Annotated in this window: 15 protein-coding genes and 1 pseudogene; 7 read left to right on the plus strand and 9 right to left on the minus strand. The window is 66.1% G+C overall.

From position 1 onward, the window contains the following. Positions 1-46: 46 nt before the first annotated feature. From arsA to NVV99_RS23360, 3 genes are read right to left on the minus strand one after another with little or no spacing between them, the layout of a single operon-like run. On the minus strand, positions 47-1,843 hold the full coding sequence (arsA, locus tag NVV99_RS23350; RefSeq protein ID WP_006554195.1) for an arsenical pump-driving ATPase: 1,797 nt from the start codon (positions 1,841-1,843) through the stop codon (positions 47-49). Between the two features lie 54 nt (positions 1,844-1,897). Continuing rightward, positions 1,898-2,293 (minus strand): arsenite efflux transporter metallochaperone ArsD, encoded by a 396-nt coding sequence (arsD, locus tag NVV99_RS23355; protein WP_006554196.1) that lies wholly within the window; start codon positions 2,291-2,293, stop codon positions 1,898-1,900. Positions 2,294-2,322: 29 nt separating this feature from the next. After that, on the minus strand, positions 2,323-2,739 hold the full coding sequence (locus NVV99_RS23360; RefSeq protein WP_006554197.1) for a low molecular weight phosphatase family protein: 417 nt from the start codon (positions 2,737-2,739) through the stop codon (positions 2,323-2,325). Between the two features lie 64 nt (positions 2,740-2,803). Here NVV99_RS23360 and NVV99_RS23365 point away from each other — a divergent pair, with 64 nt between their 5' ends. From NVV99_RS23365 to NVV99_RS23380, 4 genes are read left to right on the plus strand one after another with little or no spacing between them, the layout of a single operon-like run. Continuing rightward, positions 2,804-3,211 carry a helix-turn-helix transcriptional regulator gene (locus NVV99_RS23365; RefSeq protein ID WP_006554198.1) on the plus strand — a complete coding sequence of 136 codons (408 nt, stop codon included), beginning with the start codon at positions 2,804-2,806 and terminating at the stop codon, positions 3,209-3,211. 35 nt (positions 3,212-3,246) lie between these two features. Continuing rightward, positions 3,247-4,287: an ACR3 family arsenite efflux transporter gene (gene arsB / locus NVV99_RS23370; RefSeq protein ID WP_006554199.1), complete on the plus strand. Its 1,041-nt coding sequence runs from the start codon at positions 3,247-3,249 to the stop codon at positions 4,285-4,287. 25 nt (positions 4,288-4,312) lie between these two features. Continuing rightward, entirely contained in the window at positions 4,313-4,963 is a 651-nt protein-coding gene (locus NVV99_RS23375; RefSeq protein WP_006554200.1) for an arsenate reductase ArsC, read from the plus strand. A gap of 45 nt (positions 4,964-5,008) precedes the next feature. Beyond that, on the plus strand, positions 5,009-5,464 hold the full coding sequence (locus NVV99_RS23380; protein WP_033098575.1) for an arsenate reductase ArsC: 456 nt from the start codon (positions 5,009-5,011) through the stop codon (positions 5,462-5,464). Positions 5,465-5,492: 28 nt separating this feature from the next. Here the strand turns inward: NVV99_RS23380 and NVV99_RS23385 are convergent, their stop codons facing one another. From NVV99_RS23385 to NVV99_RS23400, 4 genes are all read right to left on the minus strand, one after another. Next, positions 5,493-6,470, minus strand: a complete 978-nt coding sequence (locus NVV99_RS23385) for an arsenic resistance protein (RefSeq protein WP_064061720.1) — start codon at positions 6,468-6,470, stop codon at positions 5,493-5,495. Between the two features lie 83 nt (positions 6,471-6,553). Beyond that, positions 6,554-7,321, minus strand: a complete 768-nt coding sequence (locus NVV99_RS23390; RefSeq protein ID WP_039586197.1) for a MerR family transcriptional regulator — start codon at positions 7,319-7,321, stop codon at positions 6,554-6,556. A 60-nt stretch (positions 7,322-7,381) separates the two neighbouring features. Beyond that, on the minus strand, positions 7,382-7,699 hold the full coding sequence (locus tag NVV99_RS23395; RefSeq protein ID WP_006554203.1) for a hypothetical protein: 318 nt from the start codon (positions 7,697-7,699) through the stop codon (positions 7,382-7,384). Between the two features lie 18 nt (positions 7,700-7,717). Continuing rightward, positions 7,718-8,605: a metalloregulator ArsR/SmtB family transcription factor gene (locus tag NVV99_RS23400; RefSeq protein ID WP_064061719.1), complete on the minus strand. Its 888-nt coding sequence runs from the start codon at positions 8,603-8,605 to the stop codon at positions 7,718-7,720. Positions 8,606-8,705: 100 nt separating this feature from the next. On the opposite strand from NVV99_RS23400, the pseudogene NVV99_RS23405 reads away from it, so the two are divergent. Beyond that, positions 8,706-9,919, plus strand: a pseudogene (locus NVV99_RS23405) (NAD(P)-binding domain-containing protein). 176 nt (positions 9,920-10,095) lie between these two features. Then, on the plus strand, positions 10,096-10,479 hold the full coding sequence (locus tag NVV99_RS23410) for a hypothetical protein (protein ID WP_065996612.1): 384 nt from the start codon (positions 10,096-10,098) through the stop codon (positions 10,477-10,479). 920 nt (positions 10,480-11,399) lie between these two features. Here NVV99_RS23410 and NVV99_RS23415 read toward each other — a convergent pair. Both NVV99_RS23415 and NVV99_RS23420 read right to left on the minus strand, forming a co-directional pair. After that, entirely contained in the window at positions 11,400-12,377 is a 978-nt protein-coding gene (locus NVV99_RS23415; RefSeq protein WP_052040179.1) for a hypothetical protein, read from the minus strand. Continuing rightward, positions 12,374-13,363, minus strand: coding sequence for a hypothetical protein (locus tag NVV99_RS23420; RefSeq protein ID WP_006554208.1), 990 nt, complete (start codon positions 13,361-13,363; stop codon positions 12,374-12,376). Before NVV99_RS23420 ends, NVV99_RS23415 begins: the two co-directional genes overlap by 4 nt. 1,679 nt (positions 13,364-15,042) lie before the next feature. Between NVV99_RS23420 and NVV99_RS23425 the strand changes: the two genes are divergently transcribed. After that, positions 15,043-15,300, plus strand: a complete 258-nt coding sequence (locus tag NVV99_RS23425) for a hypothetical protein (RefSeq protein WP_019287437.1) — start codon at positions 15,043-15,045, stop codon at positions 15,298-15,300. Positions 15,301-17,659 lie beyond the last annotated feature (2,359 nt).

A 17,659-nucleotide genomic window follows, 5' to 3' on the forward strand; every position in this document is an offset into this window, starting at 1 on the left:
GGACGGACTTCCGCGGGAGAAGTTCCGCTGAATCCTCTACAGGTAGCTACTGCACCGGCGACGGTTCCGGACGCAGTTCGGCCAAGGATCCCACCGCGGTGATTCCGACGGGTTCGGTGGTGGATAGCGGAATCACCGCGTACCGGTCGGCAAGCTCACCCCGGACCTTGTCGATCTGCTCGAGTTCGGCTACGGCCCGCCGGCGGAGCAGCGGTGCGGTGGGCTCCGCTGCGGCAAGAGAGTTGTTGACCACCCACGCCCACGGCTCGATACCGGCGCGTCGCAAATCGCCCTGCAGACCGGCGGCCTCGAGCACCGGAGTGGTCTCGGCGAGCGTGACCAGCACAATCTTGGTCTGTGCCGGGTCCTGCAGCCGCATCAAAGGAGTGGTGAAGCGTCCGCCGTCGCCCATCTGCCGGGCGATCTCACGGTGATACGAGCCGGTCGCATCGAGCAACAGCAAGGTGTGACCCGTGGGGGCGGTGTCGACGACGACAAACTTGCGGCGTGATTCGTGGATGACCTTCGAAAACGCCTGGAACACCGCGACTTCTTCGGTGCAGGGGGACCGCAGATCTTCGGCGAGGGTGGCGCGGCCGGCGTCGTCGAGCCCGGCGCCCTTGGCGGCCAGCACCCGGTTGCGGTAGGCCTGACTGGCCTCATGGGGGTCGATGCGGGAGACCTCAAGATGGTCGAGTTCCCCGGCGAGAGTGTCGGTCAGGTGCGCGGCAGGGTCGGTGGTGGTCAGGTGCACGTCATGGCCACGGCGGGCCAGTGCCACCGCGATCGCGGCGGCGACGGTGGTCTTACCGACCCCGCCCTTGCCCATGCACATCACCAAACCGTGCCCGTCGGACTCGATCTCATCGACCAGATCCGCCAGGGAAGCATCGGTGACCGCCGCGACGTCCGGATCGACGCCGACGGCACTCGAGGCCGTGGTGATGTCGAACAGGGTGGCCAGAGCGTCGAGACCGACCATGTTCACCGGCTTGAGGGCGACCAGATCCGTGGGCAGCGCCGCGATCGCGGCGGGAACCGCGGCGAGCGCCGCCTGTTCGCGGTGATGCACGGCGGTGGCCAGCTGATCGGTGTCGTCGACGGGGGCGGGCAGCACGCCGTTGACGACCACATGCTGTCTCGTCATGCCGATCGCGGCGAGTTCGTCGTGGGTGCGGGCGATTTCGGTCAGCGCAGAGCGGTTGGCGCGGGCGACGAGCACCAGGCGGGTGCGACCGGGATCCGACAGCGCCTCGACCGCGCCGGCGTACATGGCCTTCTGCTTGTCGAGGCCGGCGAGCGGCCCGAGGCAGGACGCGTCGCCCTTGCCGTTATCGAGGAATTCGGTCCAGTTGCCGGGCAGCTGCAGCAGCCGGATGGTGTGGCCGGTGGGGGCGGTGTCGAACAGCACGTGATCGAACCCGGCGACCCGGTCGTCGGGATCGGTGAGCAGCGAGGTGAATTCGTCGAACGAGGCCACTTCGGTGGTGCACGAGCCGGACAACTGTTCGGTGATCGACGCGATCTCCGCGTCGGGCAGCAATCCGCGGACCGGGCCGACGATGCGTTCACGGTAGGCGGCGGCGGCCTGTTCGGGATCGATCTCGAGCGCCGACAACCCCGGCACCGCGGGGATCTCGGTGATCGTGTTGCCGATGCTCAGACCGAAGACCTGCCCGACGTTCGACGCGGGGTCGGTCGAGACCAGCAGCACCCTCTTGCCGGCTCGGGCCAGGCGCAGCGCCGACGCGCACGCGATGGAGGTCTTGCCGACCCCGCCTTTGCCGGTGAAGAACACGAACCTGGGTGGGTCGGTCAGGAACGTCGGGTCGGTGGCAGTCATGGCAGCAGATACTCCTCGTCGGACGGATCGGCGGGCGGGTGCGGATCTGGGTGGTCAGCAGCAGGTGGACTCGTCCGGTGTGCAGCACGAGTCGTTGTCGTCGGCGAGCCCGAGCATGGTCACCCCGGACGGCGCTGCGGCGGGAACATCGAGTCCGGCCCACGTGGCGAGCTCGGCGCGGGTCGGGTAACGCCCGGTGGCGACGGTGACGTCGTCGACGAGCACCAGCGGAAGACCGTCCGATCCGGCAAGTTCGAGGAACTTTGTGACGGTCTCGTTGTGCGCGAACGCGAGCGGGTCGTTGGCCAGATTGTGGCGGGTGATGGTGGCGCCCTGCCCGGTCAGCGCGGCCATGTCGGCGGTGAAGGTGACCAGGTTCTGGTCGAGGTCCTCGCCGCACACGCCGGTGTTGCAGCACAGGGCCGGTTCGAAGACTGCGATCGTGCTCATGGTGTTCTGCTCCTGGTTGGGGTAGGTGCTCAGCGGGTCGCGTCGAGTAGCCGGGTGGCGAGTTCGTCGACGCGGGTGGCGATGTCGCCGCGGACCAGACGCATCCGCTCGATACCGTCGACGCCGCGCTCGGACGGCTCGTCGATGTCCCAGTTCTCCACGACTACGCCGGCGGGCGCGTCGACGTGGGCTTCGCCGCCGAGGGTGACGACGAGGTCGACCTCGGACAGCAGCTGCGGATCGATCGGCTTGGGGTACTCGCCCGCGGTGGGTGCCCCGACTTCCTCGAGAACCTGCATCGACAGGGCGTTGAGCGACGAGCCGGGCGTGGTGCCGGCCGAATGGACAACGATCCGGTCGCTTGCGGTCTTGCGCATGAGGGCGGCAGCCATCTGGGATTTGCCGCCGTTTTTCACGCACACGAACAGCACCGAGGGTGTGGGCACGAGGGGTGGTCCTTTCCGACGGACTCGGGTTGACGATTGAATTGATAGAAGTCAATATAGACGTATGTCGAATCAGATGTCGAGCGAGGCCGAGCTGTGCTGCCCTCCACTCTCGCGTGAGCCCCTGACCTCCGATTGGGCCGGCGACCTGGCCCGCATGTTCAAGGCCCTCGGCGATCCGGTGCGCCTGCGCATGCTCAGCATGATCGCCAGCCACCAGGGCGGCGAGAGTTGCGTGTGCGACATCAGTCCCGCCTTCGACCTGTCCCAGCCCACCATCTCGCACCACCTCAAGGTGCTGCGCGAAGCCGGACTGCTCGACTGCGAACGCCGCGGCACCTGGGTGTACTACCGGGTGATCCCTGCCGCGCTCGAGCAGTTGTCCGCAGTGCTGGCCACCGAATCGGGGGTGCTACCCGGATCGACCTGTGCGTGCACCCCGGCCGAACCTCATCAGGAGACCGTTTCGTGACCACCACCACCGAAAACCGTTCTGTGGCAGGAAAAATGTCGACCCTCGACCGCTTCCTGGCCGTGTGGATCGGCATCTCCATGGTCGTCGGCCTGCTGCTCGGCCGGATGATCCCCGGGCTCGGCGACGCTCTGAGCGTCCTCGAGATCGACAACATCTCGCTGCCGATCGCCCTCGGTCTGCTGATCATGATGTATCCGGTGCTCGCGAAGGTGCGCTACGACCGTCTCGACACCGTCACCGGCGACCGCAAACTGCTGATCTCGTCGTTGATTCTGAACTGGGTACTCGGCCCGGCGCTGATGTTCGCCCTTGCGTGGTTGCTGCTGCCGGATCTGCCCGAGTACCGTACGGGTCTGATCATCGTCGGCCTCGCACGCTGCATTGCGATGGTCATCATCTGGAACGACCTCGCGTGCGGCGACCGCGAAGCCGCCGCGGTGCTGGTCGCGATCAACTCGGTGTTCCAGGTGATCATGTTCGCCGTCCTCGGCTGGTTCTATCTCTCGGTGCTGCCGGGATGGCTCGGACTCGAGCAGACCGCTTTCGACGTCTCCCCGTGGCAGATCGCCAAATCGGTGTTGATCTTCCTCGGCATCCCGCTCGTCGCCGGTTTCCTGACCCGGCACTTCGGTGAAAAGGCCAAGGGCCGTGACTGGTACGAAGACACATTCCTGCCGAAGATCGGACCGTGGGCGCTGTACGGGTTGCTGTTCACGATCGTGCTCCTGTTCGCGCTCCAGGGCGAGCAGATCACGTCGCAGCCGTGGGACGTCGCGCGGATCGCGTTGCCGCTGCTCGCCTATTTCGTCCTCATGTGGGGCGGTGGGTTCCTGTTCGGCGCCGCGATCGGTCTGGGTTACGAGCGCACGACCACCTTGGCGTTCACCGCTGCGGGCAACAACTTCGAACTCGCTATTGCCGTGGCGATCGGCACCTTCGGTGTCACCTCGGGTCAAGCTCTGGCCGGTGTCGTCGGTCCGCTGATCGAAGTGCCGATCCTCGTCGCCCTCATCTATGTCTCGTTGGCGCTGCGCAAGCGTTTCAAGAGTTCAAATACCCCTGCTGTGCAGTAAAAGTCGATACGCCAGGAGGCGACCGATGTCTTCACACCCCGCACAACCGGAACTGCTCATGCCTCAGGCGGTGCTGCAGCGTTCCGCCGAGCACCTCGCCGACAAGTACGCCGGGGTGTTCTCCCCGCAGACCGTGGAACGGATGGTGTTCGAGTCGTACGCTGCGCTGCGCCGCACCGCCAAGATCCACACGCACCTGACCGCCCTGGCCACCCGGTTCGCCGGCGAACGCCTCACCGCGCTGGCACAAGCCGACGGTGCGATCACCAAGGACGTACCGGAGGTGCTGTTCGTGTGCGTGCGCAACAGCGGCCGCTCCCAGATGGCGGCGGCGTTGCTCGCCCACCACGGCGTCGGACGCGTGCATGTGCGCTCCGCCGGATCGGCGCCCGCATCGTCGATCCATCCCGTTGTCGTCGAGGCGATGGCCGAGATCGGGCTCGATCTCGGCGCCGAATACCCCAAACCGCTCACTGATGATGTGGTGGCGGCCGCGGACGTGGTGGTCACCATGGGCTGCGGTGACGCCTGCGCGGTGTATCCGGGCAAGCGCTACCTCGATTGGTCGCTGCTCGACCCGGAAGACGAGTCGCTCGAGGCGGTGCGCGGCATCCGCGACGACATCGATGCCCGGGTCCGTGTCCTGCTGACCGAGCTCGGCGCTGTCTCTGTCTGATCTTGTCTCTGCCTGACCTTCCTCTACGAAAGGACGTTCCACTTCATGACCACCCACTCCGCCACCGATCGCACGCCGTCGGTGCTGTTCGTGTGCGTGCACAACGCCGGCCGTTCCCAGATGGCCGCCGGGTTCCTCACCGCCCTGGCCGGGGATCGGATCGAGGTCCGCTCCGCCGGCTCCGCTCCGGCCGCGCAGGTCAACCCCGCTGCGGTCGAGGCGATGGCCGAGGTGGGGATCGATATCTCCACGCAGAATCCGAAGATCCTCACCGTCGACGCAGTGCAGGCCTCCGATGTGGTGATCACCATGGGGTGCGGCGACACCTGCCCGGCATTCCCGGGCAAGTCCTACCGGGACTGGGTGCTCGAGGACCCGGCCGGGCAAGGGGTCGAGGCGGTGCGGCCGATCCGCGACGAGATCAAGGCCCAGGTCGAGGCGCTGATCGCCGAGCTCGTTCCAAACGTCGCCCGCGCATCAGCGTCCCCGCACTGTCGATGACCTGATCATCGACAGTGCGAGCGATGCCTCACGGCAGAGATGCTGTCGGTGTGTCGGGAACCATGCGTGGCACGAGCCGGACGTAGAGGACCATGCCGACGAGCTCGACCAGGGTTTGCGTGACGACGATGACGGGGGTCAGGGCATAGCCGGCCGGTAAGGCGAGCGCGAGCGGAAGTACCACGAGCGAATTGCGGGTGGCACCACTGAAGATCAACGCACGTGAGCGGCCGACGTCGAACCGGAACACTCGTGCCGCGATGAATCCGAGTCCGGCCATGAGAATCAAGAAGGCGGCGTAGACGGGGATGACCGTGCCGACGTGGTGGAGTTCGTCGCGAATTTTCGGGATCTGACCAGCCACGACGACGAACAGGGTTCCGGCCATCAGTGGAACCATCGCCGCGGTGAACGCGGTGGTGAGCACGACACCGACACGGCGCCGTGCAGCCAGGGCCTGCGTGACCCACGCCAGGGCGAGCGGTGCGACGATCAGGATGAGAAACGCCTCGAGGAACGGTGCGACGTCGACGATATCGGTGAGCTCTGATCCCATGAACAGCCACAACAGCAGCGGCAGTGCCGCCATCTGGGCGAACATCAGCAGCGGTGAGGCGGCAAGCAGTCGCCTGCTGTCACCTCCGGCGAGACCGGAGAACACGATGACGTAGTCGATGCAGGGCGTGAGCAGGGTCAGCAGGATGCCCAGCAGCACGGCCTGCGGGAATGTCACCACCAACGTCAGGGCGGCGACGACGAGCGGGACGACGACGAAATTGAGAACCAGGGCCGCGGTGAGGAACCGGCGGTCGCGGACGGCCTCGGCCAGTGTGGTGAACGGCACCTGCAGGAAGGTGGCGTAGAGCAGTGCCCCGAGCAGCGGGTAGATGCTCGCTTCGAACACCGACGAGGAATCCGGCAGGGTCAGTCCCACGACGGCGCCGGTCACCAGGGCACCGAGGTAGACGAGGATCTGGTGGCGTTCGAGCCACTGGGTCGCGGACATGCGCTGGTAGAGGCCTTTCGAGGCGGGTCGAGCGAGGCAGCAGTGGGGACCGGCTGTGAAAGCCAGGGATGTGGGACCGGTGGTCAGCGAGCAGGTGGGGCGCTCGTGCCGTCGCCGAACAACGCGCGCACCATTTCTGCAGCCGCTGCCGGTGCCCCCACGTCGAGGATCACTTCGGTACCGCGCAGATGCAGGTCGAATTCGTAGAACGGGCAGCAGTGCTGCTCGGCGGCGGCGAGTTCGGCGAGTGCACCGACTCGGTCGATGGGCAGGCGCAGTCGCACATCCGCCGGACCGGGTTCGCGGACAACGTCGACGAGTACCTGCTGCCACCGGTGCACACGTTCCCCGTGGTCGGCGGCGTCGAGGGAGCAGGCAATCGGCGGGTCGGCCGGCACGGTGATCGCCGCGCCAGGCGCAGCGAAAGGAGGGTCGACGACCTGGGTGCGGGGCTGCGGCGCAAGGAATCCGCAGCCGGCATCGCACGGCTCGGCGCGATCAGGCAGGTCGTCGAGCTGGGCAAGAGCATGCCGAAGCGTGTCGGTGAAGGCGGCGAGTTCCGCGGTCCGGGTGGCGGCCTCGTCCAGGCGAGCGGCCATCTTCGGGCGTAGCTGCGCACGGACCTCGGCGCAGGGATCGTGCTCCCACACCGCCAGTAGTTCGCGGATCTCACCCAAGGGGAGTCCCACGTGCTTGGCCGCCTGGATGAACGCAACGCGGTCGACATCCCGATCTCCGTAGACGCGATATCCACTGTCGGTGCGCCCCGCCGGGACCAGTCCTGCGGATTCGTAGAACCGCAAGGTGGTGGCCGGGACACCGGTGTGTTCGGCGAACTGGGAGATCAGCATCGTGCTCACTCCTCGACGGTAAACCTTCGAGTCGACTCGAAGGTCAAGCCCGACACCGGCTCAGCCCTGCCGACCTTCGACCCGGCGGAGCACGTCGATCAGCTCCGCGGTGCTCGGGGCGCCGCCGGGTCCGTCGGCGGTGCGGTAGACGCGGCAGGTCAACCCGACACCCTCGGTGGGACCGAACGGGTCGATCCCGTCGATGCGGATCGTCGGGGAGCCCGCGAAGGCGGCGCGCTCAGCAGCCTCCGGGGTCTCGATACGGCGCAGCCGGATCGGGGTGCCGGCGTTGCCGGTTGCGGCCAGGGCCTCGGCGAGGCGGTCGCGGGCGAGCTGCCAGTTCGGGCAGCCGTCGAAGTACAGCAGTTCGATATCCATGGCGGTCGGTCCCGTTCGTCAGTGGTTGTCAGCGGCGGGAACGGACTCGGAGCGGCGTTCGAGCAGTACCGTATCGCGCCACACCCCGGCGAGTTTGCCGATGCGTTCGCGCACACCGACGGTGCGAAACCCCGCCGAATGGTGCAGGGCGAGGCTGGGACGGTTCTCCGGGAAGATGGAGGTCTGCAGCGTCCACAGTCCGGCCTGATCGGCGGCGATGACCTGGGTACGCAGCAGCGCTTTGCCGACCCCGCGTCCGCGCATGCCGTCGCCGACGTACACCGAGTTCTCGGCCACCCCCCGGTAGCACTCGCGCCCCGACACCGGGCTCAACGCTGCCCAGCCGACCACCTGGCCCTCGATCTCGGCGACCCACCGATGCCCGGGCAGCCACTGGTCCTCGAGGACCTCGCGGGTGGGAACCTCGGTGGTGAACGTTGCGGTACCGGTGGCGATGCCCTCTCCGTAGATGCGGCGCACCGCCTCCCAATCGCGGTCGGCGAGCGGGCGCACGCTCACGTCGGCCGGGACGTCCTCGGGGCAGCACGGCCGTGCGGTGAGCACACCCATGACCGCGTCGGCGGCACTGGGTAGGTCGCTGCAGCAACTCGGGTTGACCATCACCACGGTGCTGGTGCCGTGTTTGCCGGTGGTGACGAAGCCGACGTCGGCGAGCTTGCGGACGTGATGGGAGATGGTGGGCTGGCCGATCCCGAGGATCTCGGCGAGTTCCCCGACGGTGATGCCGGCCGGGCGGGCGGCGACGTGGTGCAGCAGCCGCACCCGGGTGGGCTCGGCCAGGCAGGCGAACCACCCGGCGTAGGTGGCCGCGTCCTCGGGGCTCAGGGCGTCGATGTCCACCTCCGCGCCGGGGATGGCCGGGGTCGGCAGGCCGAGTGATGTCATACCCCCACTATATCGATCGGCATCGATGGCTGCATTCATCGATGCCCATCTATATTCTGGCGGCAGCTTAGATCGATACCCATCGATGAAAGGATCTGTTATGAGCGAGTTGCCCGTCGTCGTGGTGGGAGCCGGACCGATCGGCCTGGCCGCCGCCGCTCACCTGCGTGAAGGCGGCCTCGAGCCGCTGGTACTCGAGCGGGGTACCAGCGCCGGAGCCGCCATCACGCAGTGGCACAGCGTCCACACCTTCTCCCGCTGGGCCGAACTGATCGACCCCGCAGCCCGCGTCTCCTCGACACCACCGGCTGGAGCGCCCCCGGCGTCGACTCCTACCCCACCGGCCAGGACTGGGCCGGCCGGTACCTGACCCCGCTGGCCGACGCCCTCGGCGACGCGGTCCGGCTCGACCACCAGGTCATCGGCATCGCCCGCCGCGGCCGCGACCGGATCGTCGACGCCGGACGCGACACCGAACCGTTGTCGGTGCACGTACGCCACCGCGACGGCACCGAATCCCGCCTGCTCGCCCGCGCCGTGATCGACGCCTCGGTCACCTGGGACACCCCCAGCCCCCTCGGCGGTGAAGGACTGCCCGCCCTGGGCGAGCGCGCCGCCGCCGAGAAGATCACCTACCGCGTCCCGGACCTGGGCGAGGACGCGGTGCGCGCCCGCTACGCCGGCCGGCACACCGTCATCGCCGGTAGTGGCCACTCAACGCTCAATGCCATCGTCGCGCTGGCCGAACTCGCCCGCACCACCCCCGGCACCCGGCTGACCTGGGTGCTGCGCCGCGGCGACGTCGGGCTGCGCGCCAAGACGGCCGTCGACGCCGGACTCCTCGAGGTCGTCACCGGCTTCCGCACCGCCGCCGTCGAACCCACCACCGACGGTCAGCTCACGCTGGTCTCTGACACCGGCGCCCGCATCGACGCCGTCGGCGAGGTCATCGCCTCGACCGGGTTCCGCCCCGATCTGTCGTGGCTCTCGGAAATCCGCCTCGACCTCGACCCGGTCCTGCAGGCCCCGACCGCGCTGGCCCCGCTGATCGACCCAAACGTGCACTCCTGCGGCACCGTCTATCCGCACGGAGTCGCCGAGCTCTCCCACCCCGAACCCGGCTTCTACGTCGTCGGCATGAAGAGCTACGGCCGGGCCCCGACGTTCCTGGCGATGACCGGATACGAGCAGGTCCGCAGCATCGCCGCCGCCCTGGCCGGTGACCACGACGCCGCGGCCCGGGTCGAGCTGACCCTGCCCGACACCGGGGTGTGCGGCGGCGCCGGAGTCTTCGACGAATCGACCAATCCCTGATCCCCCGCTCCCAAGGCCATCACTCGTATCGCAGTCAGATGCGGCGCCGACGCATCGATGCCCGCCTCGTACATGTCGGTGACTGATCGAGCGCTGTGCGTGCGCCTGTAGCTTCCACCGCCGACCAGCTGTCCGAAGGAAACCTCCAAGTCCCGGTTCCCGGTTATCCGGAGATAGTGACCGAAAAGCCGGGTGAACTGATCCGGGGAAAGGCTGATCGCTATGTCGTTGTCGGCTACGTCGTGTCGTCCAGCCGTGCGAGCACCCGTGACAATTACATCGGCGCCCAGTGTGCCTGCGGCACTGGCCAACGCAGCCGCTCGATGGCGGTCGGCGATCGACAACTCATCGTGGCCAGCGGCTACCTCACCACGGTGATGGTCGAGCTGCGAGTAGACACCGAAGAAGTGTCCTGTGGCGCCCAGCACCTGGTCAACGCCAACAAACCCCTCCACCCCCACGACCGAGGAGTCACCCCTTCGGGGAGCCTCGTCCACGGTAGTGAAGTGAAAGCGGTACCACCGGTCGATGCCGAGAGCATTCATCCAATCGGATGGTGAATCGTCGTCGTTCTGAACGACAAGGCAGGACTCGATCTCGCTCCTCGTCAAGAGCGCTACCAGCGCCTCCACCGAGGATTGTTCGAGGGTGCCAGTGTCAACGAGAACTCTGATCTGACGAGTCGCCGGTTGTAGGGGATACAGCGGAACGCTCTCGCGTCCAGGAGAACTGACAGGTGGTCGAACGTAGCGGACGAAACGATGATTGGGGAGACCCCGGGGCACAATCAGCGGCACGATATTAGATTCGCATCTCCTGGCCCCGGGACCATCCAGCGACATCGCCGTCGGCGGCACATCACGTGAATAATCTGTGATCACCTGGTGTAAGTCGCTGGACCTGGCACCTGACGTAAGTGTCGATACTGATGGTGACAGTCCGGAGGCACGGGAGTGTCCGAGCGGGCGGGGATGTCGTCCCCATATCGTGCCGCCGCCGGTTGATGTCGGTGTCTGGTTCACCGGCTCCACGACCGTACCGACAAGGCGTTGCAGAAGCTCGCGGTGCCGGCCGGATGCTGCGCGAGGCAGGTGGGCAATGGGCTACGCCGCCGCAGCGTGCTGGCACGAAGTGGACGGGGAAGGGATCGGGTGCATTCGGTCGCCTCTCGGCGAAAGGCGCAACACGGCTCCAGCCGAACGGAACTCCGTGAAGGCAAAGGGTTGAGCCCGGGGGACACGGAAACGCACCCGATCCGGACAGTGCAACGCGCCCCTGCCTCCGGCTATTCCCGGCGCGAGTTGTCGTGGGCACGATAGCGTGAACTGCACCAGTGGCTCGGACCCAGGCTTTCTGATCCGCGTCGATACCGATGCGTGCAGTGCGTGCGATGCGTGCACGCATCGCGAGCCATGCATGCACCGTGGGTCGCGGACAGCGTGCGAGGTCTGGGGCTCCTCTCGAACAAGGAATGCCGGGCTTACAGCTCCAGGTCGGGGCCAGCCTGGGGACTGTGGTCGGGTGGCTCCGGCTGGGCCGGGGTCGTACTACCGCCGGGTGTACCGGGCTTCGAGCGTGGTGGGTGACCGGACACGGCGGCGCGCAGAGCCGACAGCAACGCCTCCTGTCCGCTGGGATCACGAGCGATCTGCTGCGCGGTGCCGGTGTCGCTTGGCGGTCGGGCCGTGTGGGGGTCGACCACGTAGCGGCGAATGAGACCGGACAGACGCGCCGGGGCGATAGTCAGTCCGTCGATGCGCTGGCCGCGGTCGAGCATGGCGACCAGCTCGTGCAGAGCCCGGGCTGCGTCCTTGCGGGCACCGGTACGGGCGGTGTGCAGCTTCCAAGCGGGAAACCGGTCTCGGTGTTCATGGGTGATCGACAACAGGGTGCACAGGTCGGCGACATCCTTGGCGGCGAGGCGGCTGCGCCAGGCGAGCGCCTTGAGCACCACCGCCTGCTCGACGCCGGGCACCGGCACCCCGAAACGCACGGTCTCGCCGGTCGTCAGGCGTGCCCGCACCCGCACCCGAATCGGGTCGGCGGCCAGCGCGAGGGTCAGACCGGGAATGGCGTCGAAGCCGCGCCCGGCGTACTCGACGCGTTCGATCCGGCGACCACCGGTGCCGGGAACCAGGAGATCAACCGACAGGGGAGTGCCGTCCCCGGAGGGTGCCTCGTAGTGGTTGCCGGTCACCAGCCGATAACCACGGGCAAGTAGCGCGGTGTGGAAGGTGGCGTCGGCCGCGGCGACAGGGTCCATGCCTGCATCGGCGTCGGCGGTGACCCGGGCAGCGGTGTCGGTGGGGTAGAGGCGACCGAGCAGGTGCACCATGTGCCCGCCGACGACCCGATAGTTGGCCCCGGCCGTGGCCGCGGCGAGATCGGCCAACGCCCGCAGGCCGCGGTCGGCGGCATTCGACGCGGCGAGGATCTCCACCTCGGTCGTATCAGTCACAGAGCAGCCTTCTGACGGATCGTGGCGAGCACATGATCGGCGGCTTCGGCGGCATCAGCGCCACCGGTGCGCAGCACATCGCCCGCAGTGATCAGCGGATCGGCCAACAGCACTGGCTCGCTGATCTCCGCGGTGCGCCACAGGGTCGGATCGGCGGGGACCTGCACGGCCATGGTGTGTTCGGCCTCGGTGGCGGGACTGAAGCCCGCGGCGGCGAGGTCGACGAACCGATCGGTGTAGAGCATCGCCCGGGTCGGCAGCCGCCATGGGGCGTACACATCGGCCGCGGCATCGCCGCTGACCAACACTGCCACATCCTGCCGGGCGCAGAAGTCAACAACGGCGGTGGCCTGGGCAATCACTGGATCCAGGCCGTACCAGTAGGTCACGGCGCCACCGGGACCGGGATAGCCGGCCAGATAGTCCGCGAGCAACTCCTCGGGGGATGCGGCGAACCAGCCGTGCTCGGTGCGCCGCGCCGCCTGTAGCTGTTTGAGGGCGAATGAGACTGCCTGCTGGGAGACCTCCAGTGTCTCGGCGAGCCGGTGTTGGGTTTGCGCCCTATCCGAGAGCAGCAGGACCCGGGCCAGAGCCCAGCGCACCCAGGGTTTGCGGCCCCGGGCAGCAGATGCGGCAGGGGATGTAGGGGTTGCGTTTTCGGTCACGTCGTAGCGCGCGCCGGCGAATACGAGTAGGTCTTCGTCCACGGCGATGAGATCGATTTCGCCGTTTGTCGCGAGAGTGCGCAGATGCGCCGTGGCGTGTGGGGTTACCACGAGCACGCGCCGGGCTGGGCCCGGTTCGGCGAGCAGCCGGGCGAGGACCGTGGGGGTGGGTGGCCGCCGGGATATGCGCACCCGGGTCGGCAATTCCCGGCCGTCGGGCAGAGTCAGGTCCCAGGCGTCGAGGGAACCGGAGACAAGGCGGATGCCGGCACGACGCAGCAGCGCGATCGCGCCGGAGAGAAGCTGTGATGTTTCGGCCATGCTCGTCCCCTCGACGTGTACAAGCTTAGATGAGAAATCCTACTTTATCTTGTATTAGCTGCTAGAGCGTATAAGAATGTCGAAGTTCGCCCGGTCGCTGGTCGACTGGAGGCACGAGCGGGCACCGAACGGTGGAGCGGCTCGGCGCCGGCGTGCCTAACGTGACGGTGTCCGGTTCTGGTCCACCCTTCCGTGACGATCCAGCGGCGGGGTCGGTATCACCGGTTGTCGGGGTGAGACGGTCGCCGGGTCCCGATCCAGTGAATACCGTCGGGGCCAGGCGAATACGGGTGCGGCAGGTAGCTGGGACAGAACTCGCCGGTGTGCCAGGCGCTCGCGACTGTCTCCGGATCGTCGGGTGCGAAACCTGCTCGGATTGTGGGCAGGTGTTCGCGCCAACCGACCAGGCCGGAGTCATCGCGACCCCATACCCGCACCACCAACGTCATGACCGAATCCGCCCAGCTCAGCCGTTCGATCTCGTACACCCCAGTGTCCCAGGATCGTGCCGACAGATGTCTGGTCAGCGCGGACAAAAAGCGCATATCCTAGTCCGCTTGTTCGAAGTCACCGTGCCGGACGGTCGGCAGTTCCTCACCGACGTCGCTGGTGCTGTAGTACTCGTGGCGACCGTTGTTTCCGGTGCCTCGGTTCCGGTCCATGGCCGAAGTCTGCCAGGCGGAATTGCCAGGATCCCTACCCTGAGTCGCAGTGTCGCACCATCACACACAGTGGTCCAGAACCCGGTTTCCGACCCCACAGAGGATCCCCGGTAGCAACTCGCACGTGCCAGCGGGCTTGACGGCCTCTCGACGTGGCGTCCTTCGGATCGCAGGATGGCGCTGATTGGCGGGGTCACCCTTGCGCAGTTCCGCCACTGCGATAAATCATGGATAACCCCGATTATCCATCAAATGTGGAAGAGGCGAGAAGGGGCGATCGGTGGTCGCAGCACCCCGGGGGACGGGATGATCCCGCGCCACCAACATGCGCATCGTCCGCGCGATCTGCGGCGCGCAACGCGCACGCGACGACCACACGGTGCTGCCGCAACGCCGCATCGGTGAACCGTGGGTCGGTGCAGTGTGCGCGTCGCTGCGGCATGGCACCCGATGCATGAGCAGCCGAACGCGCGTCGAGCGGATCGGCGGCTCGATCCGGCACGGGCGCCGGCAGGCCGGTCGCAGTCCGGAGGTGGGCCGGACTCGAGCCAGAGGCCGAGTGACAGGTGGGGCCCATCGCATCGATTCGGGCGAACCAGGGATCTCCGAACGCCTCGGACGCCCTGCCGCACCTGTCCGGAGGAGGTCCGGTTCCACTCTAGTTAACATAACTTAGGTTATCGGCAATCCTGCGACCTGCGCCTTTGCCGTCTATCTTGAGATTTGCGCGACTCTCGCTGCTTCGGCACCTCTCGCAGGCTTGTAGTGAGGTCGCTTGGGATCGTTCTACAAACAGGCTGCCGTGCGGAGGGTATAGACAGTAATCCTCGATGTGCAATCTGGTATCAATGACGCACTGTCGTAGCATCACTCGACGGTTTCCCGTCGCTTCGGCGTCCGATGGCAAGATCACTGCCCGCGCACGCTTAGCTCGTGCACCTAACTCTCTACTTCGTAGGTAGCAGAAAATTTCTGCAAGTCCGGCGTGTCTAGAGTGAAAGAACAAGACGAACTGTCATGATCGTCGGCATGTCCGATTGTGTCCGTCGCCGCAGAGTGGGCCGTCCCGCGCTGCCGTATACGCCTGTGCAGATGAACCTTCGTGTGCACCCAAGCGTGCGTCGGTTCCTTCATACCGAAGCGGAACGGCGTGGGCTCAACGCCAACACGCTGCTTATGGAGATCGTTGCGGACGCTATGGGGACGACAGTCGCCGACCTGACCGCCGCAGGGCTGCAGGAAGAGGAGGACACCCAGATCCAACGAAGCGCCTGACCGCGTAGAGCAGGCCTATACAAAAACGAAACCCCCGGCGTGCCGGCCAGGGGCTTCGAAATAAGTCACGTAGAGGAGAAGCGCCAACTTCTTGTTCCTCTACCTCCCCGAAGGGACACTCTTGCCTGAGTGGTCTCAGGGTATCGCACACCCTGAAGAAGGTTCAATCAAATCACCGCGTGTCGCCAGCGATTTAAGTACGGCCACTAAATGCTGCGGTTCGAACACGTCACAGATAAGTGACCCGCGTCTCATAGAGCGCTTGTTTGAGGTGTGTACTCGTAAATGGTCACCGCGACCCCGAGTACGTCTCGACGTGCAGCAAACGCATGACTACCTGGCCACATCAGCGATGCCTGCGACTGCACCGGCCGTGCCGTGGGCTATTCACCTCACTGATACACAGCGACGATTCCGGCTACTCGCGTTCGACTTCGATAGCAGTCGGCACGGTACTGAGACTGCCGTCAGTGATGCAGATCGCCTGTGCAATGTGCTTGATGACCTGGGAGTCGCATATCTGCGTACAGTCTCCGGTCCGACGAAGGGCCAGCACATATGGGTCCGGCTCACCGAACCGGGCACTTCTGCGGACAGTGTGCGCCGCTTAGCGCACGTACTACGCCAACACTACCCAAGTCTCGATCTGTCCCCGCTCACCAACTCCGCCACTGGCGCGGTGCGACCTCCTGGCGCTCCCCATCGTCACGGTGGCTGGTCCCTCCCCCATCTTCGTGGGCAAGCACTGATCGACACGTTGGTGCGCATGGATGCAGGTACTTCGCCCGAGGTGGTGCAATGGCTTCTCGCCCAGCATCCTCACACCGAATCTCATTTGCGAGACCCCCGTCTTCAGAGGGTCCGCATCGTCAAGGACCAGGCCGGACCGCATCTCGATCGCCCGCGCCGACCACTTACCGCCCGAACTCGCGCGCTTCTATCTACGACTCCCCCGCTAGGCACCGACAGATCGGCCCTCGCACACAGCATCCTGCTCGGGATGGCGAAAGCTGGTCGTACCCTGGCAGATGTCGAAGCAGTTGTCGGTTCAGCCCCGGGTCTTGTCCGCCTACGCGAAGACCGTGACCGGGGCCGAGATGAGACGGTTCGCCAGTGGCGGCGTGCCCTCGATACCGCCGCTCGGTTTACTCCGCCCAGTGTCACCGAACGCGAAGTTATCGATGACGAGCTCGACCAAATCGAAGCCGCTATTACAACAGACCCGACTCGTTGGGCACGCGCCGGCGGAGCGAGCGACGAACGAATCCTGCATGCCCTGGTCGTCCTGGCACGTACGGCCCGCACACGGACGCTGGACATAGATGTACGCCGATTGGCCGAAGCAGCCGCCGTTGATGCTTCCACGGTGTCTCGACGCCTGCGAGTGCTTGCACAGGAAGGCTGGATTTCTCGAGTTCGAGCAGGAGCAGGGACTCGAGCCTCCACCTGGGAGTTGAACATTCGGTGTTCTACTGCAACACAAGGGGAACCCGCCCCCCGCTCTGGTTCAGGGCTATCCCTAGAACTGTTGGACCACCACACTCACGATGTCTGGTCGAACGGAGCAGGGCTCGGTGGTGTGGGTGCCCGTGTTCACTGGGCAGTTCTCAAGTTCGGAGAAACCTCAACTTCCGCTTCCTTCGGAAATGACATAATTTCCTGGGTTACATCCTTTACTGGCTACACCCGAAGCACCGTGTCCCGGATCGTAGGAAAACTCTATGAGAAGGGGCTGCTTCCGAAGTTGTCGACTTCAAGAAATTCGCAACAGATGGACCGAGTGGCTGCCTCGCTCGGAGTTAGAGGCGTGGCAGCACAGAGAGCTCATCGGCACCTTGTCGACCGTGAACTGCATCGGTGGTGGCTCGAAGAAATTGAGTGGAGAAGCCGCCGCGGTAAGAAGCACGGCGTCCCTAGGACTCCCCCATCGAATCTGGCCCTCCCCATGGACGCAAGCGCTCGGATGCGATACGGACGATTTCCTGCCAGGGCCAATGGCCGTGCGGACTACCGGTCGGCGCGCCTGATCGTCACAGAAGCGCTTGCTGCGACGTCGTCCAACAGAAAGGCCGCATAAGTCTTGGAGAGGCCGAGCTTTCCCCTGGCAACGGATTCACCTATTACTATTGTAATATCTCCGGCAGTCCTGCGGATGAAGGGGGCGCTACGCCCAGAGTCGGGGGCAGTCGAGGAGGTCGCGTGACGGGGGAAGACGCCCAGCAGGGGGCATTCGGTTCCGAGGATCAGGGAGGACAGGGCGGTGGCGCAGAGCGAGGAATTCACGACACAGGTCGAGGGGATCGACCTGACGATCGCGGCCGAGACCAGGCGGATTCTGGTCGAGTGGCTGGGCGTCGAT

This window comes from Rhodococcus sp. PAE-6 (assembly GCF_025290685.1).
Lineage (GTDB): Bacteria > Actinomycetota > Actinomycetes > Mycobacteriales > Mycobacteriaceae > Rhodococcus > Rhodococcus pyridinivorans.

Excerpts from the sequence above, each read along its gene's own strand:
- NVV99_RS23385 (WP_064061720.1), bottom strand. The coding sequence starts at position 6,470 with ATGTCCGCGACCCAGTGGCTCGAACGCCACCAGATCCTCGTCTACCTC.
- NVV99_RS23380 (WP_033098575.1), top strand. The coding sequence starts at position 5,009 with ATGACCACCCACTCCGCCACCGATCGCACGCCGTCGGTGCTGTTCGTG.
- NVV99_RS23365 (WP_006554198.1), top strand. The coding sequence starts at position 2,804 with ATGTCGAATCAGATGTCGAGCGAGGCCGAGCTGTGCTGCCCTCCACTC.
- arsD (WP_006554196.1), bottom strand. The coding sequence starts at position 2,293 with ATGAGCACGATCGCAGTCTTCGAACCGGCCCTGTGCTGCAACACCGGC.
- NVV99_RS23420 (WP_006554208.1), bottom strand. The coding sequence starts at position 13,363 with ATGGCCGAAACATCACAGCTTCTCTCCGGCGCGATCGCGCTGCTGCGT.
- NVV99_RS23395 (WP_006554203.1), bottom strand. The coding sequence starts at position 7,699 with ATGGATATCGAACTGCTGTACTTCGACGGCTGCCCGAACTGGCAGCTC.
- arsA (WP_006554195.1), bottom strand. The coding sequence starts at position 1,843 with ATGACTGCCACCGACCCGACGTTCCTGACCGACCCACCCAGGTTCGTG.
- NVV99_RS23400 (WP_064061719.1), bottom strand. The coding sequence starts at position 8,605 with ATGACATCACTCGGCCTGCCGACCCCGGCCATCCCCGGCGCGGAGGTG.
- NVV99_RS23425 (WP_019287437.1), top strand. The coding sequence starts at position 15,043 with ATGATCGTCGGCATGTCCGATTGTGTCCGTCGCCGCAGAGTGGGCCGT.
- NVV99_RS23390 (WP_039586197.1), bottom strand. The coding sequence starts at position 7,321 with ATGCTGATCTCCCAGTTCGCCGAACACACCGGTGTCCCGGCCACCACC.
- arsB (WP_006554199.1), top strand. The coding sequence starts at position 3,247 with ATGTCGACCCTCGACCGCTTCCTGGCCGTGTGGATCGGCATCTCCATG.
- NVV99_RS23375 (WP_006554200.1), top strand. The coding sequence starts at position 4,313 with ATGTCTTCACACCCCGCACAACCGGAACTGCTCATGCCTCAGGCGGTG.